Here is a 24,849-nt window from a genome sequence, read left to right as displayed (position 1 = left end):
CCGATGACGAGATGCACCTCCGCCGAATCCTATGACGAGGACGAAGTGCCGAGGGTAGTCGAGTCCCTCAACGTTGAAGGACGTGTCTTGGTTCAGGCCCCGGATGGACTGAAGCGGATCGCCCGCGAGGTCGCCGACGTGCTGGAAGCCCGTGGCTGCGAGGTGGAACTCGACGCCGGTCGCGTGTTCGGAGCCTGCGACATTACCCCCGGTACCGTGGTCCGGACGGACCACATCGTTCACATCGGCCATTATCCCATACCCGAAGTCGAGCGTCAGATACGGGAGCTCGGGGCTACCGTGCATTTCCTACCGACACACGGCCGCAAACGCGTGGAACCGTGGATGGCCGAGGAAGCCGTCGAAGTACTCCACAATTTAGGGATCGACCGTGTGAACGTCTGCGCGACGGCGCAGTATGTGGCCGATCTCGAGCTCGTGTCAGAGATCCTCCGGGAATCCGGTATCGAGCCCGTAATCCGCCCGGGAGACGGTCGCCGGGTGGCCACGCCCGGGTTGGTGCTCGGATGCAATTTCTCCGCTCTCGATACGTCTCTCCCCACTATAGTGGTATGTTCCGGGAGCTTCCATCCCGCCGGTGTTGCGATCAGGACGAATCGGCCCGTGGTGCAAATCGACCCTACGAAGGGAGTCTTGGACTCCGAGGACGTGGAAGATGTCATCAGGAGAATCCTGGCCGTTAGACTGTCTAAAATCCGTGAATTCAACCGAGAAGAAGGGTTCGAGATCGTAGAGAGCACAGCGTTGGGTCAGAGGAGACCCGACGTAGTACGGGTCTTGGACCGCCCGACGTGGCGGTTGAGGTATTTGACGGAAGATGCGCTGAGGTCGCTCCGCAGACGCCAATGCGTGTTCTGTGGATGTCCTAGAGTGCCCGTCGACGAGGCCGCCAGGTTCAAGCGATGGGTGTTACTGAACCCCGCCGAACTAGCCGCGGTGCGTGCCGGGTGGAAGGAGTACCGCCTCGATGAGATTCCGACCCCCGAGGACGTCCTCAACGCCCTACGGCGGTGATGCCGTTGGATCCCCTTCTCGCCGCGTATCTGGCGGTGGCTCTGGACCTGGTCCTGGGGGATCCGCCGAACCGTTTCCACCCGGTGGCGTGGTGCGGCCGGGTGATGGAGCTCGTGGAGAAGAGGGTACGGCGCGGGCGTGTCCTCGACGTGGTCTGGGGCGGATTAACCCTGGCGGTCGGTTGCGGGTTCCTGCTGGGAGTGTGTTACCCGCTCCACTACATCCCGATGGTTGGAGATGCTCTGGTCCTGTGGGTGTGTATTTCCGTACGGGGACTCGTCGAGCACTTGCTCCCGGTAGAGCGGGAGCTCCGGGAGGGGAACTTAGACGGGGCTCGACAGGCCGTGAGGTGGCTCGTCAGTCGGGACGTAAGCCGTCTAAACGGAGCGGAAGTAGCTTCGGCTGCGGTGGAAAGTTGCTTCGAGAACCTACTGGACTCCGTCGTGGGCCCCTTGTGGTGGTACTATCTCCTCGGGTGGCCGGGTGCGGTCATGTACCGAGCGACGAACGTCGCGGACGCCATGTTCGGGTACCGGGGCGAGTACGAGATGTTCGGTAAGATTCCGGCGAGGTTGGACGACTTGCTGAACGTGCTGTCACTGCCCGTATGCGCCGCGGCACTCACGGTAACCCTACCTTGGTGGATACTCCGGGCGAGACTCCGGTCACTGTTGCGGGCTGCACGGGACGTCCCGAGCCCCAGTTCCTGGTTGCCCATGTACGTGGGGGCCTGCGCGCTGGGAGTCCGACTGGAGAAACCGAACGTGTACGTCCTAAAAGGAGGGGATCGACTCCCGACACCCGACGACGTGCGTCGCGCGGCTCAGATCGCCGTGATATTCGGGCTGGTCGCCCCGGGTATCACGTACGTCGCAGCTGGTCTTTTAAGTCCCTAATCACCTTTAGTACGCGCTCGCCACGCTCGGTAAGCCTGTAAAACGTTCTACCGCCTTCGGAGCGCTTAGTGACCAAACCGACCTCCAGGAGCTTCTTCAAGTGATATGCTGTCGACGGTTGGTTCTCCCCCAAAATTTCGGCGAGCTTGCATAGACACTCCTCGCTGTGCCCTAGTATCTCGAGCGCGGCGATCCGGCGCTCATCTCCGAGGGCTTTCAGGACGGCGACGAGCTCGTCATGATGTCCGGACATGGGGCGTATGTCCGGATCGACATCGAACGTCTCGGGCTCGAGCACGACCTCGACACCCTCCGGGGAGACCTCGAGGAGGCCCGCACCGAGCCTCCTCAGCGGGTCTACGAGCTCGTCGGTGTCCCCAGAGTACGCGATCGATGCTTTCGGGACCTTCCCGATGAGTCTCGTGAGTCGACCCAGTTTCTTCTCTACGGTGTCCTCGTTAGCCACGAGGTACGCGTGGCCTTCTTCTGGGTCGTACAGGTCCACCGGCACGTCATCCACGAGTACCGCTTCAAAAGGGTCAGAGACCCAGTCGCGGAGTACTCTTAGGATCTCGGATTCGTCCATGGATCACAACCCCTGGGGGAGTCCTTCTGGGATGGAAGGGCGGGGAGACCGCGTTGTCACGATAGATCGCCCGTAGAGATCGCCCCTGGACCCTCCTCATCGTTTCGAGATGTTGGGGGTTGTGACGATCCCGACAGCCCGCCGATATAACCCCACGAACGGCGAGAACAAGTGAACCGTTCGGGGGTGGGGTTCAGAAACCCCCACCCCCGCAAGACGAGGAGTCAGTCCTCCCTGGATACCCACCGTCCTTCTACCAGCACCATGTCCTCGATGGCAACGACATTCGAGTAGGGTATGCGAACGGCTTTCTCCTCGCCCCCTAGCCACTTTATCTTCCGCAGAACACCGGGGCGCTTGGAGTGGCCCACGATTAGCGTGGTGACTTCTCCTGACTCTTCGTCGAACTCGACATCGAGGACCTCACCGATGTGCTTGGCGCTGGAGTCGATTACGGGTTTGCCGATGAGATCGCGCAGGATTCTCACAAGTATCACCCCCACAGCCAGTACAATATTGCGGATTCCAAAGACAGGTGCATCAGCCGGTGTGTCACCCGACCTTTAACGGTTCCTAACAGCGCTTCGTGAAATAGGTCGATTCCGAAGTGTACTGAGGCCGCTGTTACCGCCATCGGGACCGGAAGTATCAACGACAGGATCACAGTGTGGAAAAGGAACTCCAAGGTTTCGTGTACTAACCAGACGAATAGAGCTGAATGTCGGACCCGGAGGTACGCTCCCAACAGAAGGTACTGGCTGCGAAGGGCTCCCCACACGAGACCGGTGTGCAGCTCGTCACTGAGTGAAAGCAACAGTGCGGCACCGAGCCAATCGGGTATCGACAGCACCACAGTTCACCTCCTGCGCCTCAAGCTCTCCTGAAGTGCCACGGTCTCGATCAGCGTGGCGGTGTCTCGACCCGGAACCACGTCCAGGTGGAACACCCTTCCATCCCTCTCTTTCACCCATTTCACTACCTTCTCCTCCTCGGAAGGCGTGGAGGAGACTGGTTCATCCGGTCTCATGGATGGATCGTGATGGGGGTGGTGGGGGCCCGGGATCATCTTAATGACCACACCGATGCCCTTACGGCTCCGGAGCGCCCGGATGCCGTAGAGTTCCGCGACGTCCACGGCGATTTTATCCTGAATAGGACGTAGTTTCAGGTCGCCACCGCAGTCACACCCTTCCTTCATCTTGAGGGCGGAGAATGTGTACACTCGACCGCACTCGGGGCAGTACAGCTCCGCCAGGGCGAGTCGGATCTCCATTTTCCCGGCTAAGTTCTCCGGCGGTCTGCCGACGGGGTACTCGTAGCTATCATCGCACTCCACGATCACCGCATCGTCGGACACCAACCTGTGGCCGCGACGTATGAGTTCCAAGGCCGTCTCGCTCTTCCCTACCCCACGTGGACCTACCAGAAGCACCCCTACCCCGAACACGTCCATCAGTGTGCCATGTACGACGACCCGCTCCACGTTACCCCCTCCGTATCGCCACGAACTCACAGTGGTCGTGACCTTCGGCCATGCACTTGGTCTCGTGCACCTCCCAGCGCTCGCCGGTAGCCCCGTGGAGGATCCCGGCGATGAATCCGGCTTGGTAGTAACACAGCTTCTTCCCTATGTCGTAACCGGCAGCCGTTGCTGACTCGCGCATCGTGATTTCGATCTTACCATCTTCTTTCATTTCCCAGCGCTCGATGATGCCTGTGCCCGTCCTCTCGAACGCCTTCTCCACGTACTCGAAGGCCTCTTCGATGCCCTTCAGGTCGTGTGATTTCGCCTTGTAAACACCGATGTCGTAACCGGCCCTGTAGAAGGTGGATCCGACCCCTCGACCCAGAGTGATGACCATCGATGCGAGGATGTAACGCAGGGTCGACAGCGACACATTGTCACCTAGCTCGGATCTCACCTCTTGGATGTTCTTCAGGGATTCTTTAACTTCTCGGAATATTCTCTCGCGGGACATTCTCAACGGCTCGCCCCCGTAAGAACCTCACCGAGCAACTTTAACCCCACTGGTCCGCTTTTTTCGGGGTGGAATTGCATTCCGTAGATCAGTCTACCCCGGTCCCCGATCACGCTTGGAAACCGTTCCCCGTACTCCGTCTCACCTAGGACGACGTCGTCCTCGGGAGCCACCCGGTACGAGTGGACGAAGTAGAACATCTCACCGTCGAACTCCCGAAACTCTTCCGTCCGGAACTCCACCGTGTTCCATCCCATGTGCGGCGTTTTCACGTCATTGGGGAGCGCCACACACGTTCCCCGAAACACTCCTAGACCGCGTGACTCGGGGCTCTCCTCGCTCGATTCCATCAAGAGCTGCATCCCAAGGCATATACCTAAGAGTGGGACGGACCCTAGCAGCTCTCGGATCTCGTCACATAATCCGGTCTCTTCGAGTTTCTCCGCGGCGGCGCGGAAGTTTCCCACACCTGGGAGAATCACGGCGTCGGCGTCGTGCAACTCCGAGGGATCATCAGTAACGACGGGCTCATGCCCCAAGTGTTTAACCGCGCGGTACACGCTGTTCAAGTTGCCGACGCCGTACTCTACTATCGCCACTTTCAAGCCGAGTCCCCCTTGGAAGGATGGGTCTGGGGTGAGGGTGTTGTCCGAGTACAAAGGTAAGGCCGGGGAGTTACTACGGGAGCACGGGCTGAGTGTCGGCGACCGGGTTCGTATAGTCCGGGACGATGGGGTGGTCGTGGAAGGCATCATCATGCCCAGGTCGGAACTTGGAGACGATGAGCACATCGTCGTCAAAATGGACAACGGTTACAATGTAGGGGTACGTGTCGACAGGATCGAGAAGCTCGAAGCCCCGGGTGAAGGACATGAACCTAGCTTCAAGCCGATGGAGGGAGAGATCGAGTACGATCCTAAGCTTCCCAACGTATCGGTGATGTCGACGGGCGGTACCATCGCATGCCGGGTGGACTACGAGACCGGGGCCGTGAAACCTGCGTTCACAGCCGAGGAGCTCGTCGGAGCGGTCCCGGAGCTGCTCGACGTGATCAACATCGTAGACGCCAGGGCCGTGCTCGATCTGCTCAGCGAGAATATGGAGCCCAAACACTGGATGAAGATCGCCGAAGAGGTCGTGGACGCTCTCTCGGACCCGGATGTAGAGGGTGTCGTGATCGGACACGGAACGGACACGATGGCGTTCACGGCCGCGGCGCTATCGTTCGTCATCGAGGGGCTTAACGGGCCGGTCGTGTTGGTCGGAGCGCAGCGGAGTTCGGACAGGCCGTCTTCGGACGCGGCCTCGAACCTCATCGCGGCGTGCGCCTTCGCGGGCGACGGAGAGGTGGGTGAGGTCACCGTCTGCATGCACGGGTGGACCTCCGATGAGGTATGCCTCGTGCATCGGGGAGTGAGGGTCAGGAAGATGCACACGTCACGCAGGGACGCGTTCAGGTCGGTGGAGTCCATCCCTATCGCGAAGGTGGACGTGAAGGATCTCAGGAACCCTAAAATCGAGTTCCTCCGGAGCGATTACCGGAGGCCGGAGGACGGTGAGCCTGAGATCTCAGGCGGGTTCGAGGAAAAAGTGGCCTTGGTGAAGTTCGCACCCGGTATGGATCCCGAGGTCTTAGACTTCTACGTGGATCGGGGTTACCGGGGGATCGTCCTCGAAGGCACCGGTTTGGGCCACGTCTCGGAGCAGTGGTTGGAGTCGATCGAGCGGGCGGTGGACGACGGGATCGCCGTCGTGATGACATCTCAGTGCTTGTACGGTCGTGTGAACATGAACGTGTACAGGACCGGACGACTGCTGAGGGCTGTGGGTGTGATACCGGGTGAGGATATGCTGCCAGAGGTGGCTTACGTGAAGCTCATGTACGTGCTCGATAGAACCGACGACATCAAGGAGGTCGAGAGGCTCATGAGGACGAACATCGCTGGAGAGATCGAAGGTGGTCGAGTTCTGGGAGGATTCGAACCCGCGGACGGTCCACATCATCGCCTGTAGCCGGAGTCGCCGAGGCGTGACTTGGCGGTGTTCAGTTCGGTACAGGCGTCGCTTCAGAACACCTCGATTTCGCCCTCCACGATACGTTCCGTGAGCTCGGTGATGTTCTCCAGTAGCTCGTCCGCCACGCGTCGAGCCACGCGCTCGTCCTCCTCCGATACGTCCCCTACGAGGTGCACGTCGACCGCCTTGGGATCGTCGATGGGGTGACCGATCTGACTGAGCAGCCGGACGTATACCTCATCGGCTGACGTTTCCTCGTAGATCTCCCGGGCCATCTGGTGGGCCAGTACGTTGTAGAGTTTCCCGACGTGGTTCACGGGGTTCTTTCCGGCGGCGGCTTCCATGCTCATCGGACGGAACGGTGTGATCAGACCGTTGACGCGGTTCCCACGACCGACGGAACCGTCGTCACCCTGTTCGGCTGATGTGCCGGTAACCGTCAGGTACACGGACTCCCGCTCGTAGTCGTCGGCGGTGTTCACGTGCACCTCGACGTCGTGATCCGAGGCGATCTCGGCCGCTAAGTCCGCGACTCGGTCTCTCAGCTCCTCGACCACGGAGATGTAATGGTCGATATCGTCGATGCGCTGCGACACCATCGCAGCGGCCACGGTTAGTTCGATCTTGTTATCCTCTCGAAGTGCCATGACCTTGACGTCTTCTCCGACCTCCGGTAGATCCTTCTTGAGCTTCGGGGAGTTGATCTTCCGCTCAGTCTCGTACACGAGTCTCTCAGTGGTAGTCAGTGGTGCGTACCCTACGCCGAAGGAGGTGTCGTTCGCCAGTGGAACTTCCTCACCGCGCTCGAACACGTCCCGCAGATCCGCCGAACCGTGACCGATCTTCGGCTCGATTACCACGTGCTTTTCGGTATCTAGGTGTCTGACGGTCTCCTCCAAGTACTCCGTCGCGGCTTCTAGCGCGATGGTGCCGACGGGGATCTCCTCGTCCCCTACGTACGCCGTGGCGCGTCCGGTTACCAGGATGTAAATAGGCCGGATTACCTCTCCACCTCCGAACTCCGGTCTCGATTCACCCGCCACGATTTGAACCTCGTCGGTGTTGTGGTGTAGAATCCGGCCGAATCGCTCGATGTACTCCCGACACAGAGCCCTAGATACGCTCTCCGCGATACCGTCGGCGAGACTGTCCGGGTGTCCTACACCCTTTCGCTCGACGATCTCCACTTCGGTTTCGGTGAAAGGACTGCGTTTCATGGTCTCGACGACAATGTTTCTAACCATCGCAGAACCCCCGAATAGCGACGAGGTCTGAGACCGAGATTTTCAGGACCTCCTTCCCGCCGTGGTACAGCCGGATCCTACCGGATTCTGATAATACTATTACGGGGCAGTTGAGCTCCTTGGAGACGTGGAGCGCGGTGGTGTGTCGGGCGCCAAATCCGGGCTCCACACTTCCGGAATCCACGTCGAAGATCGCGCCCGCCGCCTCGATGTTGCCCTCCGGATCCACGACGATAGCACCGTCGAGCTTAGCCAGTGCCTTGAGAACGCGCTTTCCCGACCCCGTCATCACGTTGACATCCTCCACCCTGACCGGAACCGTGGTCCGGTACATTCGATCGGCACCTTCCGATATCACGCACAAGGTACCTACCCGATCTCCTTCCACCCCCTCAACCGCCAGCTCTACCATAGTTTCCAATATCCTGCTGACCACGCGGTAGTGATCCAGTGCCGCCAGTCGCGCCTCTTCGGGGCGTATGGGGCGGAACTCCAGACTACATCGGGAATACGACGCTATGAGCACGGGTTCTCCCTCTTTCAGGCCTAAACTGGCGCAGGCTTCAACAGGACCCACTGAGTGCAGTATACCGGAGGGGAGCTTGATGACCGGAGTGGAGCGGAGCGATTCGGCTGGAGGATCGAAGTCCACGACTACCGCCGACGGTTGTAAGCATCGGAGGGCTCGACGGAACGTCTCGACGAAGTTCAAAGTCGCACCCCCCGGGGTGCGTTAATTGAAAGCCGCGGTGATTAACCGGAGCAAGGGTACCGTACTGGCTCACAGTGCCGAGATCGCGGAGTCGTTCCTCGCGAGGCTTCGGGGGTTGATGTTCCGTCGAAGGTTGGAGGAGGGAGAGGGGCTGATCCTGAAGCCCCCTTACCGCGGACGCAGACGCTGCGCGATCCACACCTTCTTCATGCGCTTCCCGATCGACGTGGTGTTCCTGGCGGACGGGGAAGTGGTGGACGTGGTCGAGCGCCTTAAGCCATGGCGAGTGTACGTACCAGAAGAACCTCCTGAGGAGATCGTGGAGCTCCCGGCTGGCATCGTCAGCGCGACCGATACTGAGGTCGGCGACTCCGTTGAAGTTGTGGCGGGGGACCTCGAATCGGAGCTGGCCGTCAGGATCCTCAACCGGAAGCTGGTCACGAGAAAGCTCGCCCAGGTGATCATGCGGGCGGTAGCTAAATCCGGGCTACAGGGCGAGGTGTTCTACAACAAGGACACTGGTTGCATCCACATCTCGGGGGAGGACAAGTACATCGTCGCGGACACCATTAAAGAGACGTTTGGGGACAGCGTCGAGATCGTCGAGGGGCGGGCGAAGATACTCTCCGACGATCATTCTCTCGTCGTGATCGTAAAGGATGCGCATTCGGTCCTCGAGAAGATCGGTATCTCCCGCCCCGGTGGAGAGCTCATGTACCGAAAGGAACCCAAACCGGTGCGGTGGGGAAAGCAGCGTGAAAAAGGAGCTGATGACGGTAGTGAACAGGCTGAGGAAGGAGATAGGAACGAAGGGGAAGGGAGAACCCGACATCGTGGACGTACGTGAGGAGGACGGCACGCTAGTGATCGTAGGTAGGGATCGTTCCGACATGTCTTACTTCATCGGTCCGGGTGGATACGTCGCCGGCAGACTTAAAGAGGAGCTCGGTATAGACCGCGTGGTCGTCCAGGCCTGGACGGATCTGAAGGTGAGACTGTTGAGGTTGGATGCCTCGCGTGAGATCCTCGAGCGGTACTCCCGCCGCCAGCCCGAGTTAGAGGGCGTCCTTCGGGGGATCGAAATAGAGAAAGCCAGGCTCCACGGGGAGCTGCCGTGGGATTACTGGGAACGCTGGGAGGGAGAGGAACCCCGCGACATGCGGATCACCGTGGCGGCGTCGGGTGGATACGACAGTACGGCCTCCGCGATAATACTCCGAAAGCTGGGTTACGAGGTCGAGTCCGTCACGGTAGACCCGGGTCCGATGTTCTTACCGCCTAAGCTGCGCAGAAACGTCGAGATACTCTCCGAGTACCTCGGCACGGAACCCAAGTTCGTCGAGGAAGACCTGTCCGACGTCGTGGAGGGAGCGCTGAATGAGGGTCGCTTCCACCCTTGTGGGCGCTGTAACGCTAAGATTCGGAAGAGAGTGATGGGGGAAGCCGATACCGACGTCGTAGCGTTCGGGGACGGATTGCCCACGGGCCATCACTGCGTGCAACCCGAGGACGATCGGTTCAAACTCCATGTCCCCGCGGCCCTGGCGAAAACCAAGTTCGAGCTACGCCGCCTCGTAGAGGAGGTTCTCCCGGAGTTTCACGACTATAAGTACGCGTGTCCGTTCCTGCATCAAGTTCACCAACGCCACCCGCACCTACGAAGAGCCTCGATCCAGAGAGTACTCCGGGAACTCCGCCATGGCTTCTTGGAGGTAGGTGAAGCGCTGAAGGCCGTATACGACATCTTAGGAGGTTGACTCCCTTGGCCAGGTTCCGCAAAGTGGTCGTCGGAGGTACATTCGACAGGTTACACCTGGGTCACCAGCGCCTGTTGTCCGTAGCGCTCGAGCTGGGAGACCGAGTGGTGATAGGTGTCACGACGGACTCCTTCGTCCGTGAGGAGGGGAAGAAAGGGGTCGAACCCTTCGAGGAGAGGGTGCGGGCCGTCCGAAGGTTCGTCGAGGAGAAAGGAGCGTCGGATCGAGTTGAGATCGTTCCGTTGGAGGATCGCTACGGCACGACGCTGGAAGACGACGAGATGGACGCGATCGTCGTGAGTCCGGAGACGGAACCGGTGGCGTTGGAGATCAACGAGCTCAGGAGGAAGCGCGGTTTTCCACCGTTATCCATCGTCGTCATTCCGTTCGTGCTGGACGGTGACGGTAGGAAGATATCCTCCAGCCGGCTGCGGGGAGAGGTGGATGAAGGTCCGTGTCGGGACGACTAACCCCGTGAAAGTCCGGGCGACGGAGCGTGCATTTCTCAGAACGTTTCCGGACCGTGAGATCACCGTCGAGGCGGTGAGCGTCGACCCAGGGGTACCACCTCAACCCGTGGGGATGGAGGAGGTTCATCAGGGTGCTAAGAACAGGGCTCGGGAGGCGTGGAACCGAGGTAGCTACTCTGTGGGCTTGGAAGCCGGACTGATAAGAGTCGGTGACGTCTACGTGGATCTCCACGTGGCCGTGGTGCGGGACCCCAAAGGACGAGAGACGGTGGGAACGAGCCCGGGGTTCCAACTGCCTCCCGACGTCACGGAGGAAGCGCTCTCGGGTGAGGAGGTAGGAGAAGTCTTCTCGGAGCTCGTCGGAGTCCGGGAGATAGGCAAGCGCTCCGGTGCGATAGGGGTACTATCCAACGGGAAGGTGTTGAGGGAAGACCTCTGCGAGCTCGCGATCCTGATGGCTTTAATAGGTCTCGAGACTTCAAGATGATGGTGTTATCAAGTATTAACCGGCCGTGTGGGGGGATCCTTGGGTGAACAAAGGTGAGGATAATTTAGTACGAACCTCGATAACCGTACCCGAGCAGCTGCTCCAGAAAGTCAACGAGCTAATAGCCTCGGGATACTTTGCGAGTCGGTCGGAGATCTTCCGCCAGGCGCTACGGGAGTACCTCCAGAGGATCGAATGGACCGAGCGGGTAGGAGATGAGGAGTACTTCGGCGCCCTGACGTACGTGTTCCAGCACGAGCGCGCCGAGCCCGAGCTAGTGAAAGTGCAGCACGAATTCACGGATGTGATAATATCGACGACGCACATACACGTTTCTCCCGAGAAGTGCCTCGAGGTACTGCTGCTACAAGGACCTGGAAAGCGCATTGCCGAGCTCGCGAAGCGCATTCGTGGAGTTCGAGGGGTGGAACAAGCTAAGCTGACTGTAGTTTCGAGTGAGGGTGAATAAGAAATGGAAGAAGGGCCCATCAGGGTGCCCAATGAGCTAAAAGATAGACGTGAACTGATGAAATCTTTGATATTGGCGTTTATTGGATTGCGTCAACCTAGAGTTCATTTAGGTGACATTGGGGGCGAGTTGGGGGTCTCTTTACAGGCTATTCACAACTACGTAAAGGAACTTATCGATGAAGGGTTGGTAGAGAAAAAAGGTCGAGCTGAGTACGTTCTGACTGATAAAGGGGCCGAGAAAGCTCTCGAATCTATTAATAATATCCGGAGGTTCTCGGCTAAAATCGCGGAAGCTCTGGGGAAGCGCATGACGTGGGCGGCCATCGCCGCGGAGGATATCCGGAAGGGAGAAGAGATTTACCTGTACATGGAAGACGGGCTGTTGTACGCGTCGAAGAGTCGTAAAACCGGAGCACGAGCCATAGCCCAAGCCGACGCGGAGAAAGGACAAGACCTGCCGGTGACGAACATTGAGGGCGACATCCCGGGGCTCGAGAGAGGGGAGGTGGTGTTCGTATGCGTCCCGAGTGCGCGCGAAGGAGGGACTCGCAAACTGGACCTCGACAGGCTGAAAGAAGTGCTGGAGAAGGAGGACTACGATCTGATCGGAGCGGCGGGCACTGCGGCGAGGGCCGCCCTGAACATGCTCGGGATCGAACCAGACCTGAAGTTCGGGGTGGTGGACGGAGCTATCATGGCGGCGCTCAAGGGTCTGAAGGCGTTGGTAGTGATCACCACCCCCATGCTGAGGAGGGCGAGGGACAAGGCGGAACGGCGGGGAGCCGAATACCGGATCCAGTACGTGTGATCCTCCAGCGGGACTCGGATTACTCCGACGGTACCGTGCTCGGATCCATGTGCACCGAACCGCACCCCGTCGCCGCCGAAGCGTTCGTGGCTGGGCTTCACGTCAACTTGGGTGATCCTTACCTCTTTCCGAACGCGTACCGCGCCGAGCGTGAGTGCATCGGATGGTTGGCGGAGACGCTCCTCGACCACCCCGCCCCTGAGGAGGCCGAAGGTAGCATAGTATCGGGAGGCACCGAAGCCAACATCCTGGCGGCGTACGCGGCTCGGGAGGTCACCGGTGGTAGGGAAATCATCGTCCCCGCCACTCGCCATTTCTCCTTCGAGAAGGCTGCACGGATGTTACGTATGAAGCTCGTCGAGGCGCCGCTGAGGTCCGACTACACCGTGGATGTAGACGCCGTTCAGGACCTGATTTCCCGGGATACCGCGCTGATCGTCGGTATCGTCGGTACCACCGAGACGGGGTCCGTCGACGACATCGAGGCGCTGTCGGACGTGGCGGAGGACCACGGCGTTCCGCTTCACGTGGACGCGGCGTTCGGGGGCTTCACGGCACCGTTCCTCCGGGAGGAGTACCCACTACCACGTTTCGGCTTCGATCTGGAGGCGGTGGTATCTGTCACCGTCGATCCTCACAAAATGGGGCTGGTACCTCCGCCAGCGGGCGGCATCGTGTTCCGAGATGACGAGTTCCCGAAAGCTATCGAGGTGTACGCGCCTTACTTGTCGGGAGGTGGGGCGTCACAGTACACCATCACCGGCACACGACCCGGAGCCCCGGTTCTGGCGCTCTACGCGAACATATTGGAGCTCGGGGAAGAGGGGTACCGGAGGATAGCCTTCAGATGTTACGAAGAGACCCTGAAAGTCGCGGAGAAGGCCAGGGAACTCGGCCTAGAGCTGGCCGTGGACCCGCCCCATCTTAACTTGGTGAATATCCGGTTGCCCGACCGAGGGACCGCGGAACGACTGTTGCGGGAATCGGAGCGGGAGGGTTGGAAGATCTCAGTTTCCACCAAGCCTCTCGGAGTCAGGATAGTGATGATGCCACACCTCGACGCGGAGACGGTCTCACGGTTCCTCGAGCTCGTCGCCAGGGTGCTGGGTGGATGATCGGACCCTTGGATCCCCTCCGAGACTACCTCCGAGAACTGCTGGGAGAAGGCTTCGTTCTAGTCGGACTCGGCAACCCGTTGGCCGCGGATGACGGGTTCGGACACTGGGTCGCACGACGCCTTTCTCCCCTCAAGACCCACAAGTTCAAAGCCGTGGCCGCCGGCGTGTGGCTCGAGCGCCTTCGACTACCGAACGAGCCCGTCGTCCTAGTCGACACGGTGCGTGTCGATCGCGAGCCCGGTACACTGGTGGTGGTAAAGGAGCCGAGGCTCGGTCCGGACAGGGGTTCCCACGGGCCACCTCCCGACGAGCTGATGGACGTCCGTCTGCTGATAGGCTTCGTCCCCGTGAAGTCGGGATTCGGTCCGATGTCCCCGGAGGCTAAGAGCGTCGCCGACGCGGTCGTGCGGGTGGTGAGGGATGTCGTCCTCGAAGGAACTGAAGGACCTACTGATAGAGGTCTACGTGGAAGCGCGGCCTTACATCGAGAACGCCAAAAAAGCGCGCAGACTACTCGAGGAAGCGTACGACCGCTGTGAAGACCCAGAATGCATCCTTAGGTTCCTCGAGAGAGCCGAGCGGAAGGCGGAAACCGAGACCGAACGCACCGACGTGCGTATCCTGAGGGACAAGCTGGAAGGGTTGCTGAAATCGTGAAGGTAGTCCTCAAAGCGGGAACCGGGGCAGTGAAGGAAGTCGACGCCGTGAAGAACGCTATCACCGCGTTCGAAGGCGAGCTCCTAGTAGTACCGGGAGGATGGAGGTTCGCGAACATCGTGCGGGAGGTCTACGAGGACGGGGACCTGTCCGACGACGCGGCCCACTGGATGGCGATAGCCGCGATGGACCAGACCGGGTACCTGCTCTCGGACCTACTCGACCTGCCGACCACGGAGGAGCCCGAGTTCGGCGGCAAACTGGTGTTACTGCCGTACCGTTACCTCAGGATGAAGGACCCTTTACCACATTCGTGGGAGATCACCTCCGACGCTATCTCGGTGTACGTCGCAGCCGAGGCGAACGCGAACCTGGTCGTGTTCGCCAAGGATGTGCCCGGTATCCTGGAGGATCCGGACGATCCCAGTTCTCTGATCCGCGAAATCGATGCCCGGGAGCTGGAGGGGAACTGGACCGCCTTGGACCCCGTAGCTCCCCGGCTCGCGGAGGAGTACGATCTCGAGCTCCGCGTTGTTTACGCAGGAAACCCGGACAACCTCTTGAGAGCCATGCGTGGGGAGGAGTTCGTTGGAACCCGTGTCGTTCCGGGGTGAGGTGAAGACTGTCGTCATCGACGTGGGAGTAGGAACGACCGACGTGGTGGCCTACACCGGGGATCCCGAGTACTCACCGCGGTTCGTGGGACCCTCGCGCGTATCGACGCTAGCTCAGAGGTTGCGCTTCATGCTGCGAGAACCGCCGAGATACTTGGCGCTGATCGGCGTCCCCATGGGTGGGGGACCCACCACTCGAGAGTTCAAGAGACTCATGAAAAAAGGCACCGAGATCTACGCGGAGCTCGATGCGGCGCTGACGCTTCATAACGACGTGCGCAGGTTGGAGGAAATGCCCCGTCTCCATATCGTCGAGGACCCCATCGAGGAGGTTCCACCGGATTCCCCCGTGGTCGAAACGTACGACTTCCGCGTTTCGGACGTGTTCGAGGCGCTACAGCGTTCGAACGTCGACATGGACGGCGTAGAGACGGTCGTGGCTTGCGTCCAGGACCACGGTTACCACCCGGACTACGAGTCTAACCGGAAGCACAGGTTCGAGCGACTGTTCCGCCGGTATCTCGGGGCGAACGGCTGCAGGCCCGATCGGATGACGTTCGACGACGTCCCGCCCGAGAGCTTCCCAAGACTACGCGCGGCCTACATGGAAGCGGAATCGGCGGGCGTCGACGCCGTTGCGATGGACTCGAAGGTCCCGATCGCCATGCTCGGGCGTGTCGACTCGGACGCGGACAGACTCCTGGTGATCGACTACGGGACGGGGCACGTAACGGCGTTCCTCTTCGACGGTGACAGGATCGTCGGTGTCTACGAGCACCACACGATCCGGTTATCGTCGGAGAAGTTCGAGAGGCAGATCCGCGAGTTCGTGGAAGGTAAACTCGAGAACGAGGACGTCTACCGGGACGGCGGTCACGGTTGCCACAACGTCTCACCGATGGATTGGGACGAGCTGGAGGACATCGTCTCCTTAGGACCGAAGAAGCCCGAGTTTCAGTTAGGTCGCGATCCGGAACGCTTCCCCGATCGGATGATGCCGGCGTACGGGCCCGCGGTGTACCTGACCGACCGGGGAGAGTGATCGTTGACGGTGTACGTGGACGCCACCGACATCCTAGACCCCAGGTGGCTGTTCATGGGTGATCCCGACCGCATCTACGTCTTCAGGACCGGCCACGCTCCTATGCACCTGCATTTCGAGCTCAAACGGCTCGTCGGGTTCCGCGTCAGCGTCGACGGCAACGCCATCACCGGAACCGTGACGCCCGAGGGCTGCCTCTCCTCCACATGCATAACACCATGGGTCGCACAGATAGTCGATGCACGGCCGGGAGACGACGTCCTAGTGGTCGGTGGACCGGAAGATGGGATCGACCGCGTCTTCGAGCTGTTTCCCGACGTGGAGGAGGTGGAGCCCGAGGAACCCGAGCCGATCCGAGAACCACACTCGAACGCCGTCGTGATGCCGAACCGGAAGTGCAAGGCGGCCCGGAAATACGACACGGAGCTCAAAGAGATCCTGAAAAAGGCGGGGTTCGAGATCGTCGAGCCGAGTGTGGAACGGTACGTGTGCGGGTTCGAGGCGATGCAGCGGACCATACTCCGCGGGGACGCCCGGATAGGTATCGCCGCTTCCTTCGACCTGGTTTCCGGCGAATACCTGGGTCTCATCCCCGTGGACGTCCACGGGGTAGTAGGAACGCCCCGGCTTAACCCAGAGCTCCGTGTGAAGACCAAGGACGCCCCCGAACTTCTACGCAATTTGCTCAGAATGTCGCCCGAGCATCGACGCGAGGTCTACGGCCAGCGACTGCTGGAAGAACCTAACTGGGACAGGAAGTTCCCGAACGCGTGAGCGTCGTCCCGTCCACTTCGGAATCTTGGGAGAATATACGGTCGACACGCCGAGCCCGAAGTCGAGCGGTTTCAAGTGCGGACGATGAGAGGGTCGATCGGGGTCGGAGCTTGCCGTATGTACCGTTGTTCGTCCGGGTTGAGCGGGCGGTGATCGTGGGTGGTGGACGTGTCGCCGAACGGAAGGCGCGCACCCTGGTCGATCTCGGGGTCGACGTGATCGTCGTTGCGCCGGAGGAGTCTGAGTGGATCCGTGATCTACCCGTGAGGTTCGTGCGTCGGAAGGTGAAAGGGCCTGAAGATCTACCCGAGGCGGACCTTTACGTGGTGGCGACGGACGACCCGGACTTGAACGCCCGATTGGAAAGGGCGTTGTCGCTCGTTAACCGCGTCGACACTCCGAGACCGAAAGTGCGGTTCCCCTCCGTACTCCGGAGTGGGGACGCTGTACTGGCTATCTCCACCGGTAAACCCCGAGTGACTAAGGCACTCCGAATGATCGCGGCGGAGCTCTTGGGTCCCACCCTAAGGAAGGCCGCCGAACTGTCCGAGGATGCACGGAAGTGGTCGTTGGAACGCGTGATAAACGAACTGGAGGGGCTCAGGTGGCAGGACCAGTGACGTCCGTCAGGGCCTTCCGTACGGGGTCGAACGGTAACGTGTGGTATCGGGTTGTACAACGTTTGAGGTATGTGGTCAGGATGACGTCTACCTAGGGAGTGCGCAACGGACCACCGTTACAACAGCCGCCATCTTTCCCCGGCCACGGAGTCGGGTCCTAAACCGCTGTCTTCGATCACAACCTCCGGGACGTGTTCAGACTGTGGGAGGAGCTCCGAGAAGTCATCGTCGGGTTCCACCTCGTTTACCTCGCTACGTAACTTCTCCAGTTCCACCCTCAGCATGTGGATTTCGTGCCTGAGGGCCCGTAGTTCCATGATTAGCTCTCGGATGAGTTCAGCCCCGCTCACCTTCATCCTCACCCCGGGTGACGTCGTGGAATTCTTCTCGAACCGGCCATCTCGACGGACTGGGATAGGGGGTACACTATCCTTTAAGCTAGGAGTGCTATCCCTACCCCGTACCGATACCCCCGGTGCGGGAAACATGTTGCCGGTACTTGGTATTAAATTTGGCGCTGTCCTGAGCCTGTAGTGTCTACCGCATGAATCACAAGAAGTAGACGAGATATTGAGTTTGTAACATATTTAGCTAACACTACAAATTGAGATCTTTAAGTTTGTATTCTGATGATTATATTGGCACACATTTGTTGATTTTCCCCATTACTTTCTGCAGCTCAAGAGGCTTCATACGGCATACTTATAACTTACTAACTGAAAACATAACGTTACTACTAATTGGCAACAGGAAAATAACTTGGGACCTGGAAAGTACAATGCACAAGACTCAGGAGTCTATACGTGGACGACGTTGACATCTCGTGCGTAACGTCGTGTTCCACTCACGACGGTCGAACGGGCGCTGAGAATCGGGTCTATAAGCTTCAGGGCGCTCGGCGCCCTACGGGGGGTACTCCCATGGACCTAGAGGGATTATCCTTGCACATGCTGGAGGCTGGCGCATCCGAGGATGAGATTCGGGAGCTACTCACCGATCTGGTGAAGATCTGGAAGCGGGACTGGTCGGAAGATGAGATCCGCGAGTTCGTCGACGCCGTTCTGGAGGAAGTACACCACGTCCGGAAGGCTCACTTCCTCGGAGGGAGAGTCGGGGACATCCTTCGCCCGCCCGAATCGGGCGTGGGCATGGGCGAAATGGGAGTGGGATCACGGGGTGAGGGAGACTTCTTCGTCCACGAGCTGCTTACTAGGCTCGCCGCTAAGGCCTCGGAAGGCGCGCTAGTATCGCCCGAGGAGCGCGACGATGCGGGTGCCGTTCGTATAGACCCGGACGAGGTGATCCTCGTGAGTGCCGTGGACGGTATGCACTCGAGGCTCAGTGAGTTCCCCTTTCTCGCCGGCTTCCACGCGACCCGAGCCGCCATGCGGGACGTCCTCGTGAACGGGGCACGTCCTCGTGGTCTCCTCGTCGATCTGCATCTAGCCGACGACGGAGATGTAGGTCGTCTTTTCGACTTCACAGCGGGTGTGACCGCGGTGGGCGCGGCGACCGGCGTACCGATACTCGCGGGTAGCACCCTGCGCGTGGGAGGAGACATGGTGCTAGGGCGACGCCTGGTCGCGGGTGTAGCCTGCGTCGGTACCGCGCGGCCGGACGAGCTCACACCGCGGAGAGATGCCGAGCCGGGTGATCTGATCGTGCTCACCGAGGGCGCGGGCGGCGGTACGATCTCCACGACAGCGATCTACCACGGGTACTACGACGTGGTTGAGGAGACCCTCAACGTGGACTTCGTCCGGGCGGTTGAGGCGCTCCGGGAGGAGAACCTGCTCTCCGAGGTTCACGCCATGACTGACATCACGAACGGGGGTATCCGGGGGGACGCGACGGAGATCTCCGAGACCGCGGGCGTCCGCTTGGTTTTCGACGAGGAAACCGTGCGCTCCCTCGTCAACGATCGCGTCCTCCGGATGCTCGACGAACTCGACATCGATTACCTCGGGCTATCCCTGGACATGCTCATGGTGATCGCACCGGAAGACGTGGCCGAACGGTGCGTGGAAGCCCTCAACGGCGTCGGGGTGCGGGCGGACGTCGTTGGTCGCGTTGAGGAGGGCTCCGGCGTCGTCCTCGAACGGGACGGAGAGGAAGTCGAGCTGGACGTGAAGTTCCGGGAAACCGCGTACACTAAGGTGAAACGTGTCATCGGGGAGGAGCATCCCGAGGAGTTCGAAGAAATGAAGGAGCGGGTCAGGCGAGCGTACGAGGAGGCCGAACGGAAGCTGCGGTGGGTACTCGAGCGGCTCGGGGAATGACCGTGGTGAGGCCGTTATGTCAGCGGGTTTGCTCTCGGATCCACTCCAAGAACCCCTCGAATCCACCCAATACGGGTAAGACCAGTACCGCGGGCGTTTCGTAGGAGTGTAACTCTACGATCCTTTCCACTACCTCCTCCGCACGCTCCGCGGTCGTCTTGACGAGGAGGGCATACTCCTCGTCTTCGCATAGCTCGCCCCCCCACTCATACACGGATCGTATCGGCCAGAGGTTCACGCACGCGGCGAGGTCCTCCTCGACCAGCTTCCGCGCTATCCGTTTGGCCTCTTCCTCATCCTCGGCCGTCGAGTAGACGACGACGAACAACCGGCTCACCCCCGCGGAGGTGGTGTTGACTGTCGGAAGATTACCGTGTCGCTCTCCTCACTACGCTCGCACAAATTTCATCGGGACGGTCGAAGCGCGAGCACGCGGATCTTCTCGAAAAACAGGGGTTCCTCGGCCACGATTTCCACCTCGAAACGCTGCAGGGGTTCCAGGTACTTCTTCGGGGTCAGGCTGGACACGACGATCCTAGCCTCGTCCCAGCGAATCTCTTCCCGGAGGAGATCTTTTAGGAAGCGGCGGATGACGGCGGGGTCTTCGGTGGCTCGGGAAATGGGATCGCTTCCGGGCAGTTCACGGCCGGGTAGGTAAGGTGGGTTGAACAGGACGATGTCGAACCGCTCATCGCGGACGGGCTCGAACAGGTCTCCCACACGAACGTCGATGTTCAGGTCGTTGAGGTGGGCGTTCCACCGTGCGCAGTGGACGGCCGCGGGGTTGACGTCCGTCGCTACCACCTCACAGCCTTTCGCGGCCGCCGATAACCCTTGAATGCCGCATCCCGTCCCGACGTCCAAGACCCGCTCGGAGCCGGATACCCCTTGGTGCTCGGCGAGTAGGAACGAATCCTCGGCAGGCGGGTACACGTTCTCGAACACCAGGAGCTTCAGTCGCCCGTACCTGACGACGTCCCGAACCGCTACCCCCACGGGATCCACCCGCTCTCGGGGATGATGGAGATTAGCCCCAGCTCGACCGGGATCGGGATGAGATGTCCCGAGGGTGCTGACCCGATCACCTCCGTCCTATCGGGAACACGTACAGCGGTACGGCGTCCCCCTCGGTTATCCCGAGGATCTCCTTCACTCGGTCGTCGTAGAACGCGCCCACCGCGACCGTCCCCAGTCCCAGTGCGGTGCACGCCAGGTAGATGTTCTGACCGACGTGCCCGGCCTCGAGCGCCATGTACCGGAAGGAACGTTCGCCATATCTGGGTTGCAACACCCGCTCGTACCCGACGATGACGAGGTCAACGGCGGCGTGGCCCACCCACTCCTGATCGAGACAGGCCCGCTGCAGTTCCGTCGTGAAATTACCCCGCCTGACGAGACCGAGCGTGTGGGTCTTGGGATCGTACACGTAGATGCCAGGGGCCAACCCTTCGACCTTGCGGACCACGACGAAGACTCTCAGCGGGTACAGCGCGCCCGCGCTGGGCGCCGTGCGGAAACCGCGCGGATCCGTGATCCCCTGCGCGGCCCATAGCACCGTGGCGAGCTCTCGGAGGGTTATGGATTCGTCCCGGTACTCGCGGATCGATCGGCGCTTCTTCAACGCCTCGGACACCGACATTTTCAGCTCCAGGGGCTTGGGGAGCTCGATCTTGGCCTTGATAGGCACCTCCGAAGCCCCCTCGGAGGGGTAAAGGTACCAATAAGCCAGGAGACCGATCGCGACGACGACCACGGCGGCGGGTACAACGAGTCGTGGTGACATCGTGTTACCCCACCAATTCCTCCACGATACGGAGGACCTCGCGAGCTAGCCTCACGGAGTCCTTCTCATCGCGCATGAGGGTGTCGGTCCGAACGACTTCCAATCCCTCGGGGAGTTCCACGTCGTCCCGCTCGTCCATGATCAGGACGTCCGGTTCTACACCCCACTCCCGGTAGTACTCCACGAGACCACGGACCGAGGGCTCGAAACCGACGGCTCTCATGAGCTTACCCGCAGGACCACTCACGGGCTCGCGCCCGATGAACGGGGACACCATCACGACGGGTTTCTCCCGGACGATGTGGCGGATTTCGGAGATCGATAGTATAGGCCCGATACTCGTCACCGGATTGCTAGGGCCTATCAGGACCACGTCGGCCCTAAGCAACTCGTCGACGGCGTCGGGCGGCGGGGAGGCTTCCTCGGCCCCCTCGTACCTCACTCCGCGTACCGGGGGCTTGCCGCCCCGCTCGACCCAGAACTCCCTGAAGTGTAAGTCCCCTTCGTCGGTCTCGACTATAGTCGTGACCCGATCGTCGGTCATCGGGTACACCTTCCACTTGATACCGAGCCGCCGTCGGATCTCGTCGACGGCCTCGGAGAGCTTCAGTCCCTTTTCCCGCATCAGGTACGTCCGGTACTGCTTGAGCGCGCGGTCGGCGTCACCGATCCTCAGGGGCTCGTCAACTCCTAGCCTCTCCAGGAACTCGTGTCCACGGAACCCGTCGTCCTTGATACCGTACCAGGTTTCGTCGTTGACGATGCCGGCGAGGGTGTATAGCACCGTATCCACGTCCGGGGACACGTACAGACCGAGGATCTCGTCGTCCTCTCCGGTGTTGACTATCACCGAGAAGTCCGCCTCTAGCTCCCGCAAGCCCCGGAGCAGCTTCGGTGTCCCGGTGCCACCGGAGAGTACCGTCAATCGCAAGTTCAAACCCCGCGCCTGTGGGGATCGAGCATACCTGACGGGTGCGGGTCCACCAAAAGGCTTGCCGCGCGCCCGATGACGAGCCCACCCCGGACGGACGGATGACGAAGGGAGCGTTTGCGGAGGGCTCACCACGGTGAGGGGGATGCGAGGACTTTCGCGACCTCTTCGGGTTTTCTGCACGTCACCACCGTGTACCCGAGCGCCGCTAACTTCCCCACTAACTCCTCGCGGGACCACCCGTCGAGTGTCCTGCCGTCGGGACTGAACATGGCGTCGGGGAGGATCAGGACCGGGAACTCCGTCCGAGGCTCGTAACGCTCGATCTCCCTCAGAACGTCCTTCGCGGTGAGCAGGCTCGACGCCCCGATCACACCGCCGAACACCCGGTTCTTCACCACGAGCAGCTCGACGTTCTCCAGCTCTCGGACCGCCGGTTCGAAAATAGGAGCGGCCAGTTCACCGACGACGATTACGGCCTCGAAGTCCGGTTCCGGGAGATCCGGCGGGTCGAACGCGGGTTCACCTAGCAGCGCGTCGATCGTAGGTGAGGGTATCACCTCAATATTCAGCTCACAATCCAATCGCCGGGAGGTCTCTCGCATCCACTCCAACTCCCTCCGGGTGGGGAACCGGAACCCACGGGCGAGGTCCGTACCTCCGACCGGAAACACGCGGACCTGCCTGGCCCCCATCGTCTCCAAGTCTTCGCACGTGCGGGGTAGCTCCCTGAGGTTGTATCCGGGAGTGAGCACTAGATCGGCGATGACGTCGATGCCGACGTCCTCGAACTTCGGTAGCAGCTCCAACAACTCGTCCGCGTTCGGGTTCCCCATCAGTTTCTTCCGCGTCTCCGGAACCGTGGTGTGCAACGAGATCTGAACCTCGTCTATCCCGGCCGCCGCCAGGGACTCGACGCGTCCCTCGTCGATTCCCACGTTCCCCGCGGTGTCCACGATCCTGAGTCGGAGGTCGGGGTACCGGTCGCGGGCTCGCTCGACGCGCTCCTCCAGGTGCGGATCGTTCAACGTGTCGTGACGAGTCGTATCCACGTTTCCACCGTGCTCTCTGAGCACCTCGGGTGGGTTCTGCCTGATGTAACAGAAAACGCAGGAGTTACCGCACGGTCCGGCTTCGCATGACGGCGGCACGACGGCGAGGTTCTCGGGCTCTTCCATCAGGTCTAAGTCGATCTCGTCGATCTCGTGCGCTACCCCTCGCTCGTCGATTTCGTACGGGATCTTCGAATCCCCCGATAATGTCGCGTCTTAGCGGTTGATTTCCCGTTCGGTAGGGACTACGGTCTCCCAAGACCTGGCTCGCTCGGGATCACGTTCACGAAATCGTTCCGCTAATTGTAACATTCGCGAACCGGCGCCCGCCGCTTCCTCGCATTTTCAACTTAAACTTTAGCATGCCTACTAATTCCGGTGATCGTAATAGATAGTACGATCAGGGGTGGTGTGAATGGTCGAACGTAGCAAGGAGGAAGCGCTGTTTATTAAGGCACTTAAGGAGAAGTTCGAGGAGGATCCGGAGGAGAAGCACACGAAGTTCTACGTCTACGGTGGGTACCGCCAGTCACCGAGGAAGGAGTTCGCAAAGGGCGCGTTGCGAGAGTTCGAGCCCGCGGGCGAGCGAGACCTCATCGTGCCCGCGGAGTAAGCGGAGGAAGAGGCGGCGTCACCGTCGCTGGTTAGAGCTGAACGTAGAGTACTACGATATCTCGGGGTGCAGCTGACGCCCCGATCGTTTTTTCGATGGTATCCTCCGAGCACCACGTCCGGGGTGAGCGTGTCGCCGGTCCGCTGCGAGCCCGTCGTCGACGTCGAGGAGCCCGTGGAGGCGGAAGTCCTGGTATCCTCACAACGTCTTTCCTTCCTGGGCGGGGTGGACCCGAAAACGGGCGAGGTGGTCGATCCGTCCCACGAGCTCTGCGGGGAGAAGCTGACGGGCCGTGTGCTGGTTCTACCCGGCGGACGTGGTTCCACCGTCGGATCGTACGTGTTGATGGAGATGGCGGATCGAGGCACCGCACCGGCGGGTATCGTGGTGCGTGAAGCCGAACCGATCCTGGTGGTGGGGTGCGTTCTCGGGGATATCCCGCTGTTTCACAGACCCGAGCGCGATCTCGTGGAAGAACTGAGCACGGGTGACGTCGTGAAGCTTCTACCCGGTGGGAAGGTAGAAGTATAGGGCTCGGGAACGCCAGCCCACCTCATCCCGTTCGGCCGGACCCACTTCCTCATCGCCCCGGGTCGGACGAGGTCGCAACGTTGAAAAGGTGCCGGTGTCAGTGGGTCCGAGGGTGAGCGACGTTGGCGGAGGAAGGGTCCGAGCTGAAGGAGGTCATCATCGGCGCCCCGGCCATGGCGGACACGGACCGAGCCGACACCTACGTGAACGACGTACGGGACTCCAGCCAGTTCTTCGGCCGTGACGCCAGGCTGTACTTCGGTCTGAACGTGAACAGGTTCGCGGGACTGGCCTGCGGTATGGTCTTCGCCGGCGTGTTGTTGGTGCCGTTGCTGCTTCTCGCGTTCTAAATCCCTTTTTTACGGGTGTGGACA

General features: G+C 60.6%; 33 protein-coding genes. 19 read left to right on the top strand and 14 right to left on the bottom strand.

What is annotated here, in order from left to right:
• The first annotated feature begins 3 nt into the window (after window positions 1-3).
• Together dph2 and cbiB are read left to right on the top strand one after the other, a co-directional pair.
• Window positions 4-1,035: a diphthamide biosynthesis enzyme Dph2 gene (gene dph2, locus MK_RS08095; protein WP_011019885.1), complete on the top strand. Its 1,032-nt coding sequence runs from the start codon at window positions 4-6 to the stop codon at window positions 1,033-1,035.
• Window positions 1,036-1,040: 5 nt separating this feature from the next.
• On the top strand, window positions 1,041-1,931 hold the full coding sequence (gene cbiB / locus MK_RS08090; RefSeq protein ID WP_158295996.1) for an adenosylcobinamide-phosphate synthase CbiB: 891 nt from the start codon (window positions 1,041-1,043) through the stop codon (window positions 1,929-1,931).
• Here cbiB and MK_RS08085 read toward each other — a convergent pair.
• The 6 genes from MK_RS08085 to hisH form a co-directional block, all read right to left on the bottom strand.
• Window positions 1,897-2,517 carry an ArsR/SmtB family transcription factor gene (locus MK_RS08085; protein WP_148679833.1) on the bottom strand — a complete coding sequence of 207 codons (621 nt, stop codon included), beginning with the start codon at window positions 2,515-2,517 and terminating at the stop codon, window positions 1,897-1,899. The genes cbiB and MK_RS08085 overlap by 35 nt on opposite strands.
• A 224-nt stretch (window positions 2,518-2,741) precedes the next feature.
• The gene (locus MK_RS08080) at window positions 2,742-3,005 is read right to left on the bottom strand and encodes a PRC-barrel domain-containing protein (protein WP_011019882.1); all 264 of its coding nucleotides are present in this window, start codon (window positions 3,003-3,005) and stop codon (window positions 2,742-2,744) included.
• A gap of 5 nt (window positions 3,006-3,010) precedes the next feature.
• Window positions 3,011-3,367: a hypothetical protein gene (locus MK_RS08075; RefSeq protein ID WP_148679831.1), complete on the bottom strand. Its 357-nt coding sequence runs from the start codon at window positions 3,365-3,367 to the stop codon at window positions 3,011-3,013.
• 6 nt (window positions 3,368-3,373) lie between these two features.
• On the bottom strand, window positions 3,374-4,000 hold the full coding sequence (locus MK_RS08070; RefSeq protein WP_011019880.1) for an HPr kinase/phosphatase C-terminal domain-containing protein: 627 nt from the start codon (window positions 3,998-4,000) through the stop codon (window positions 3,374-3,376).
• A 1-nt stretch (window position 4,001) separates the two neighbouring features.
• Window positions 4,002-4,496 carry a V4R domain-containing protein gene (locus MK_RS08065; protein WP_226988752.1) on the bottom strand — a complete coding sequence of 165 codons (495 nt, stop codon included), beginning with the start codon at window positions 4,494-4,496 and terminating at the stop codon, window positions 4,002-4,004.
• A gap of 2 nt (window positions 4,497-4,498) precedes the next feature.
• Window positions 4,499-5,095, bottom strand: a complete 597-nt coding sequence (hisH, locus tag MK_RS08060; RefSeq protein ID WP_226988751.1) for an imidazole glycerol phosphate synthase subunit HisH — start codon at window positions 5,093-5,095, stop codon at window positions 4,499-4,501.
• Between the two features lie 37 nt (window positions 5,096-5,132).
• On the opposite strand from hisH, the gene gatD reads away from it, so the two are divergent.
• A complete protein-coding gene (gatD, locus tag MK_RS08055; protein WP_011019877.1) occupies window positions 5,133-6,509 on the top strand; it encodes a Glu-tRNA(Gln) amidotransferase subunit GatD in 1,377 nt (458 codons plus the stop codon).
• A 53-nt stretch (window positions 6,510-6,562) separates the two neighbouring features.
• On the opposite strand, the gene MK_RS08050 is transcribed toward gatD, so the two are convergent.
• Complete coding sequence (locus MK_RS08050; protein ID WP_011019876.1) at window positions 6,563-7,756, bottom strand: methionine adenosyltransferase; 1,194 nt, start codon at window positions 7,754-7,756, stop codon at window positions 6,563-6,565.
• A complete protein-coding gene (locus MK_RS08045; RefSeq protein ID WP_011019875.1) occupies window positions 7,749-8,468 on the bottom strand; it encodes a DNA integrity scanning protein DisA nucleotide-binding domain protein in 720 nt (239 codons plus the stop codon). Before MK_RS08045 ends, MK_RS08050 begins: the two co-directional genes overlap by 8 nt.
• 25 nt (window positions 8,469-8,493) lie before the next feature.
• Between MK_RS08045 and MK_RS08040 the strand changes: the two genes are divergently transcribed.
• The 12 genes from MK_RS08040 to MK_RS07985 all read left to right on the top strand — a co-directional run bounded on the left by MK_RS08040 (window position 8,494) and on the right by MK_RS07985 (window position 17,286).
• Window positions 8,494-9,315 (top strand): DUF192 domain-containing protein, encoded by an 822-nt coding sequence (locus MK_RS08040; protein WP_011019874.1) that lies wholly within the window; start codon window positions 8,494-8,496, stop codon window positions 9,313-9,315.
• Window positions 9,224-10,225: an ATPase gene (locus tag MK_RS08035; protein ID WP_148679829.1), complete on the top strand. Its 1,002-nt coding sequence runs from the start codon at window positions 9,224-9,226 to the stop codon at window positions 10,223-10,225. Before MK_RS08040 ends, MK_RS08035 begins: the two co-directional genes overlap by 92 nt.
• Window positions 10,226-10,230: 5 nt before the next feature.
• Window positions 10,231-10,695, top strand: a complete 465-nt coding sequence (locus MK_RS08030; RefSeq protein WP_148679828.1) for a phosphopantetheine adenylyltransferase — start codon at window positions 10,231-10,233, stop codon at window positions 10,693-10,695.
• Window positions 10,670-11,182: an inosine/xanthosine triphosphatase gene (yjjX, locus tag MK_RS08025; RefSeq protein WP_011019871.1), complete on the top strand. Its 513-nt coding sequence runs from the start codon at window positions 10,670-10,672 to the stop codon at window positions 11,180-11,182. Before MK_RS08030 ends, yjjX begins: the two co-directional genes overlap by 26 nt.
• A gap of 43 nt (window positions 11,183-11,225) precedes the next feature.
• The gene (nikR, locus tag MK_RS08020) at window positions 11,226-11,651 is read left to right on the top strand and encodes a nickel-responsive transcriptional regulator NikR (protein ID WP_011019870.1); all 426 of its coding nucleotides are present in this window, start codon (window positions 11,226-11,228) and stop codon (window positions 11,649-11,651) included.
• Between the two features lie 3 nt (window positions 11,652-11,654).
• On the top strand, window positions 11,655-12,461 hold the full coding sequence (locus tag MK_RS08015; protein ID WP_011019869.1) for a winged helix-turn-helix domain-containing protein: 807 nt from the start codon (window positions 11,655-11,657) through the stop codon (window positions 12,459-12,461).
• Window positions 12,458-13,576, top strand: a complete 1,119-nt coding sequence (mfnA, locus tag MK_RS08010; RefSeq protein WP_011019868.1) for a tyrosine decarboxylase MfnA — start codon at window positions 12,458-12,460, stop codon at window positions 13,574-13,576. The genes MK_RS08015 and mfnA overlap by 4 nt, the downstream gene beginning before the upstream one ends.
• Entirely contained in the window at window positions 13,573-14,118 is a 546-nt protein-coding gene (locus MK_RS08005; RefSeq protein ID WP_011019867.1) for a Ni,Fe-hydrogenase maturation factor, read from the top strand. Before mfnA ends, MK_RS08005 begins: the two co-directional genes overlap by 4 nt.
• 114 nt (window positions 14,119-14,232) lie before the next feature.
• A complete protein-coding gene (locus MK_RS08000) occupies window positions 14,233-14,850 on the top strand; it encodes a kinase related to aspartokinase (RefSeq protein ID WP_011019866.1) in 618 nt (205 codons plus the stop codon).
• On the top strand, window positions 14,834-15,892 hold the full coding sequence (locus MK_RS07995) for a DUF1786 domain-containing protein (RefSeq protein ID WP_226988749.1): 1,059 nt from the start codon (window positions 14,834-14,836) through the stop codon (window positions 15,890-15,892). Before MK_RS08000 ends, MK_RS07995 begins: the two co-directional genes overlap by 17 nt.
• A gap of 3 nt (window positions 15,893-15,895) precedes the next feature.
• The gene (locus MK_RS07990; RefSeq protein ID WP_011019864.1) at window positions 15,896-16,666 is read left to right on the top strand and encodes a hypothetical protein; all 771 of its coding nucleotides are present in this window, start codon (window positions 15,896-15,898) and stop codon (window positions 16,664-16,666) included.
• Window positions 16,667-16,776: 110 nt separating this feature from the next.
• A complete protein-coding gene (locus tag MK_RS07985; RefSeq protein WP_011019863.1) occupies window positions 16,777-17,286 on the top strand; it encodes a precorrin-2 dehydrogenase/sirohydrochlorin ferrochelatase family protein in 510 nt (169 codons plus the stop codon).
• 116 nt (window positions 17,287-17,402) lie between these two features.
• Here MK_RS07985 and MK_RS07980 read toward each other — a convergent pair whose 3' ends face one another.
• Window positions 17,403-17,642, bottom strand: coding sequence for a hypothetical protein (locus MK_RS07980; RefSeq protein WP_394296043.1), 240 nt, complete (start codon window positions 17,640-17,642; stop codon window positions 17,403-17,405).
• 564 nt (window positions 17,643-18,206) lie between these two features.
• Between MK_RS07980 and MK_RS07975 the strand changes: the two genes are divergently transcribed.
• On the top strand, window positions 18,207-19,565 hold the full coding sequence (locus tag MK_RS07975) for an AIR synthase-related protein (RefSeq protein ID WP_011019861.1): 1,359 nt from the start codon (window positions 18,207-18,209) through the stop codon (window positions 19,563-19,565).
• Between the two features lie 19 nt (window positions 19,566-19,584).
• Here the strand turns inward: MK_RS07975 and cutA are convergent, their stop codons facing one another.
• The 5 genes from cutA to MK_RS07950 form a co-directional block, all read right to left on the bottom strand.
• Window positions 19,585-19,902: a divalent-cation tolerance protein CutA gene (cutA, locus tag MK_RS07970; protein WP_394296042.1), complete on the bottom strand. Its 318-nt coding sequence runs from the start codon at window positions 19,900-19,902 to the stop codon at window positions 19,585-19,587.
• Between the two features lie 68 nt (window positions 19,903-19,970).
• Window positions 19,971-20,561, bottom strand: coding sequence for a HemK2/MTQ2 family protein methyltransferase (locus MK_RS07965; RefSeq protein ID WP_011019859.1), 591 nt, complete (start codon window positions 20,559-20,561; stop codon window positions 19,971-19,973).
• An 85-nt stretch (window positions 20,562-20,646) separates the two neighbouring features.
• Entirely contained in the window at window positions 20,647-21,348 is a 702-nt protein-coding gene (locus MK_RS07960; protein ID WP_011019858.1) for a SagB/ThcOx family dehydrogenase, read from the bottom strand.
• 4 nt (window positions 21,349-21,352) lie between these two features.
• Window positions 21,353-22,285 (bottom strand): 2-phospho-L-lactate transferase, encoded by a 933-nt coding sequence (gene cofD, locus MK_RS07955; protein WP_011019857.1) that lies wholly within the window; start codon window positions 22,283-22,285, stop codon window positions 21,353-21,355.
• 122 nt (window positions 22,286-22,407) lie between these two features.
• Window positions 22,408-23,457, bottom strand: a complete 1,050-nt coding sequence (locus MK_RS07950) for a radical SAM protein (RefSeq protein ID WP_011019856.1) — start codon at window positions 23,455-23,457, stop codon at window positions 22,408-22,410.
• 289 nt (window positions 23,458-23,746) lie between these two features.
• Between MK_RS07950 and MK_RS07945 the strand changes: the two genes are divergently transcribed.
• From MK_RS07945 to mtrF, 3 genes are all read left to right on the top strand, one after another.
• A complete protein-coding gene (locus MK_RS07945; RefSeq protein WP_011019855.1) occupies window positions 23,747-23,944 on the top strand; it encodes a methyl CoM reductase subunit alpha in 198 nt (65 codons plus the stop codon).
• Between the two features lie 123 nt (window positions 23,945-24,067).
• On the top strand, window positions 24,068-24,475 hold the full coding sequence (locus MK_RS07940; RefSeq protein ID WP_011019854.1) for an aconitase X swivel domain-containing protein: 408 nt from the start codon (window positions 24,068-24,070) through the stop codon (window positions 24,473-24,475).
• A gap of 122 nt (window positions 24,476-24,597) precedes the next feature.
• Window positions 24,598-24,825 carry a tetrahydromethanopterin S-methyltransferase subunit F gene (gene mtrF / locus MK_RS07935; RefSeq protein WP_011019853.1) on the top strand — a complete coding sequence of 76 codons (228 nt, stop codon included), beginning with the start codon at window positions 24,598-24,600 and terminating at the stop codon, window positions 24,823-24,825.
• Window positions 24,826-24,849: the final 24 nt, after the last annotated feature.

The organism is Methanopyrus kandleri AV19 (assembly GCF_000007185.1).
GTDB lineage: Archaea > JAADCQ01 > Methanopyri > Methanopyrales > Methanopyraceae > Methanopyrus > Methanopyrus kandleri.
This window is presented reverse-complemented; position numbering and strand designations above follow the sequence as displayed.

Excerpts from the sequence above, each read along its gene's own strand:
- dph2 (WP_011019885.1), top strand. The coding sequence starts at position 4 with ATGACGAGATGCACCTCCGCCGAATCCTATGACGAGGACGAAGTGCCG.
- MK_RS08085 (WP_148679833.1), bottom strand. The coding sequence starts at position 2,517 with ATGGACGAATCCGAGATCCTAAGAGTACTCCGCGACTGGGTCTCTGAC.
- MK_RS08065 (WP_226988752.1), bottom strand. The coding sequence starts at position 4,496 with ATGTCCCGCGAGAGAATATTCCGAGAAGTTAAAGAATCCCTGAAGAAC.
- MK_RS08050 (WP_011019876.1), bottom strand. The coding sequence starts at position 7,756 with ATGGTTAGAAACATTGTCGTCGAGACCATGAAACGCAGTCCTTTCACC.
- yjjX (WP_011019871.1), top strand. The coding sequence starts at position 10,670 with ATGAAGGTCCGTGTCGGGACGACTAACCCCGTGAAAGTCCGGGCGACG.
- MK_RS08015 (WP_011019869.1), top strand. The coding sequence starts at position 11,655 with ATGGAAGAAGGGCCCATCAGGGTGCCCAATGAGCTAAAAGATAGACGT.
- MK_RS08005 (WP_011019867.1), top strand. The coding sequence starts at position 13,573 with ATGATCGGACCCTTGGATCCCCTCCGAGACTACCTCCGAGAACTGCTG.
- MK_RS07980 (WP_394296043.1), bottom strand. The coding sequence starts at position 17,642 with ATGAAGGTGAGCGGGGCTGAACTCATCCGAGAGCTAATCATGGAACTA.
- MK_RS07975 (WP_011019861.1), top strand. The coding sequence starts at position 18,207 with ATGGACCTAGAGGGATTATCCTTGCACATGCTGGAGGCTGGCGCATCC.
- MK_RS07960 (WP_011019858.1), bottom strand. The coding sequence starts at position 21,348 with ATGTCACCACGACTCGTTGTACCCGCCGCCGTGGTCGTCGTCGCGATC.
- MK_RS07950 (WP_011019856.1), bottom strand. The coding sequence starts at position 23,457 with ATGGAAGAGCCCGAGAACCTCGCCGTCGTGCCGCCGTCATGCGAAGCC.
- MK_RS07945 (WP_011019855.1), top strand. The coding sequence starts at position 23,747 with ATGGTCGAACGTAGCAAGGAGGAAGCGCTGTTTATTAAGGCACTTAAG.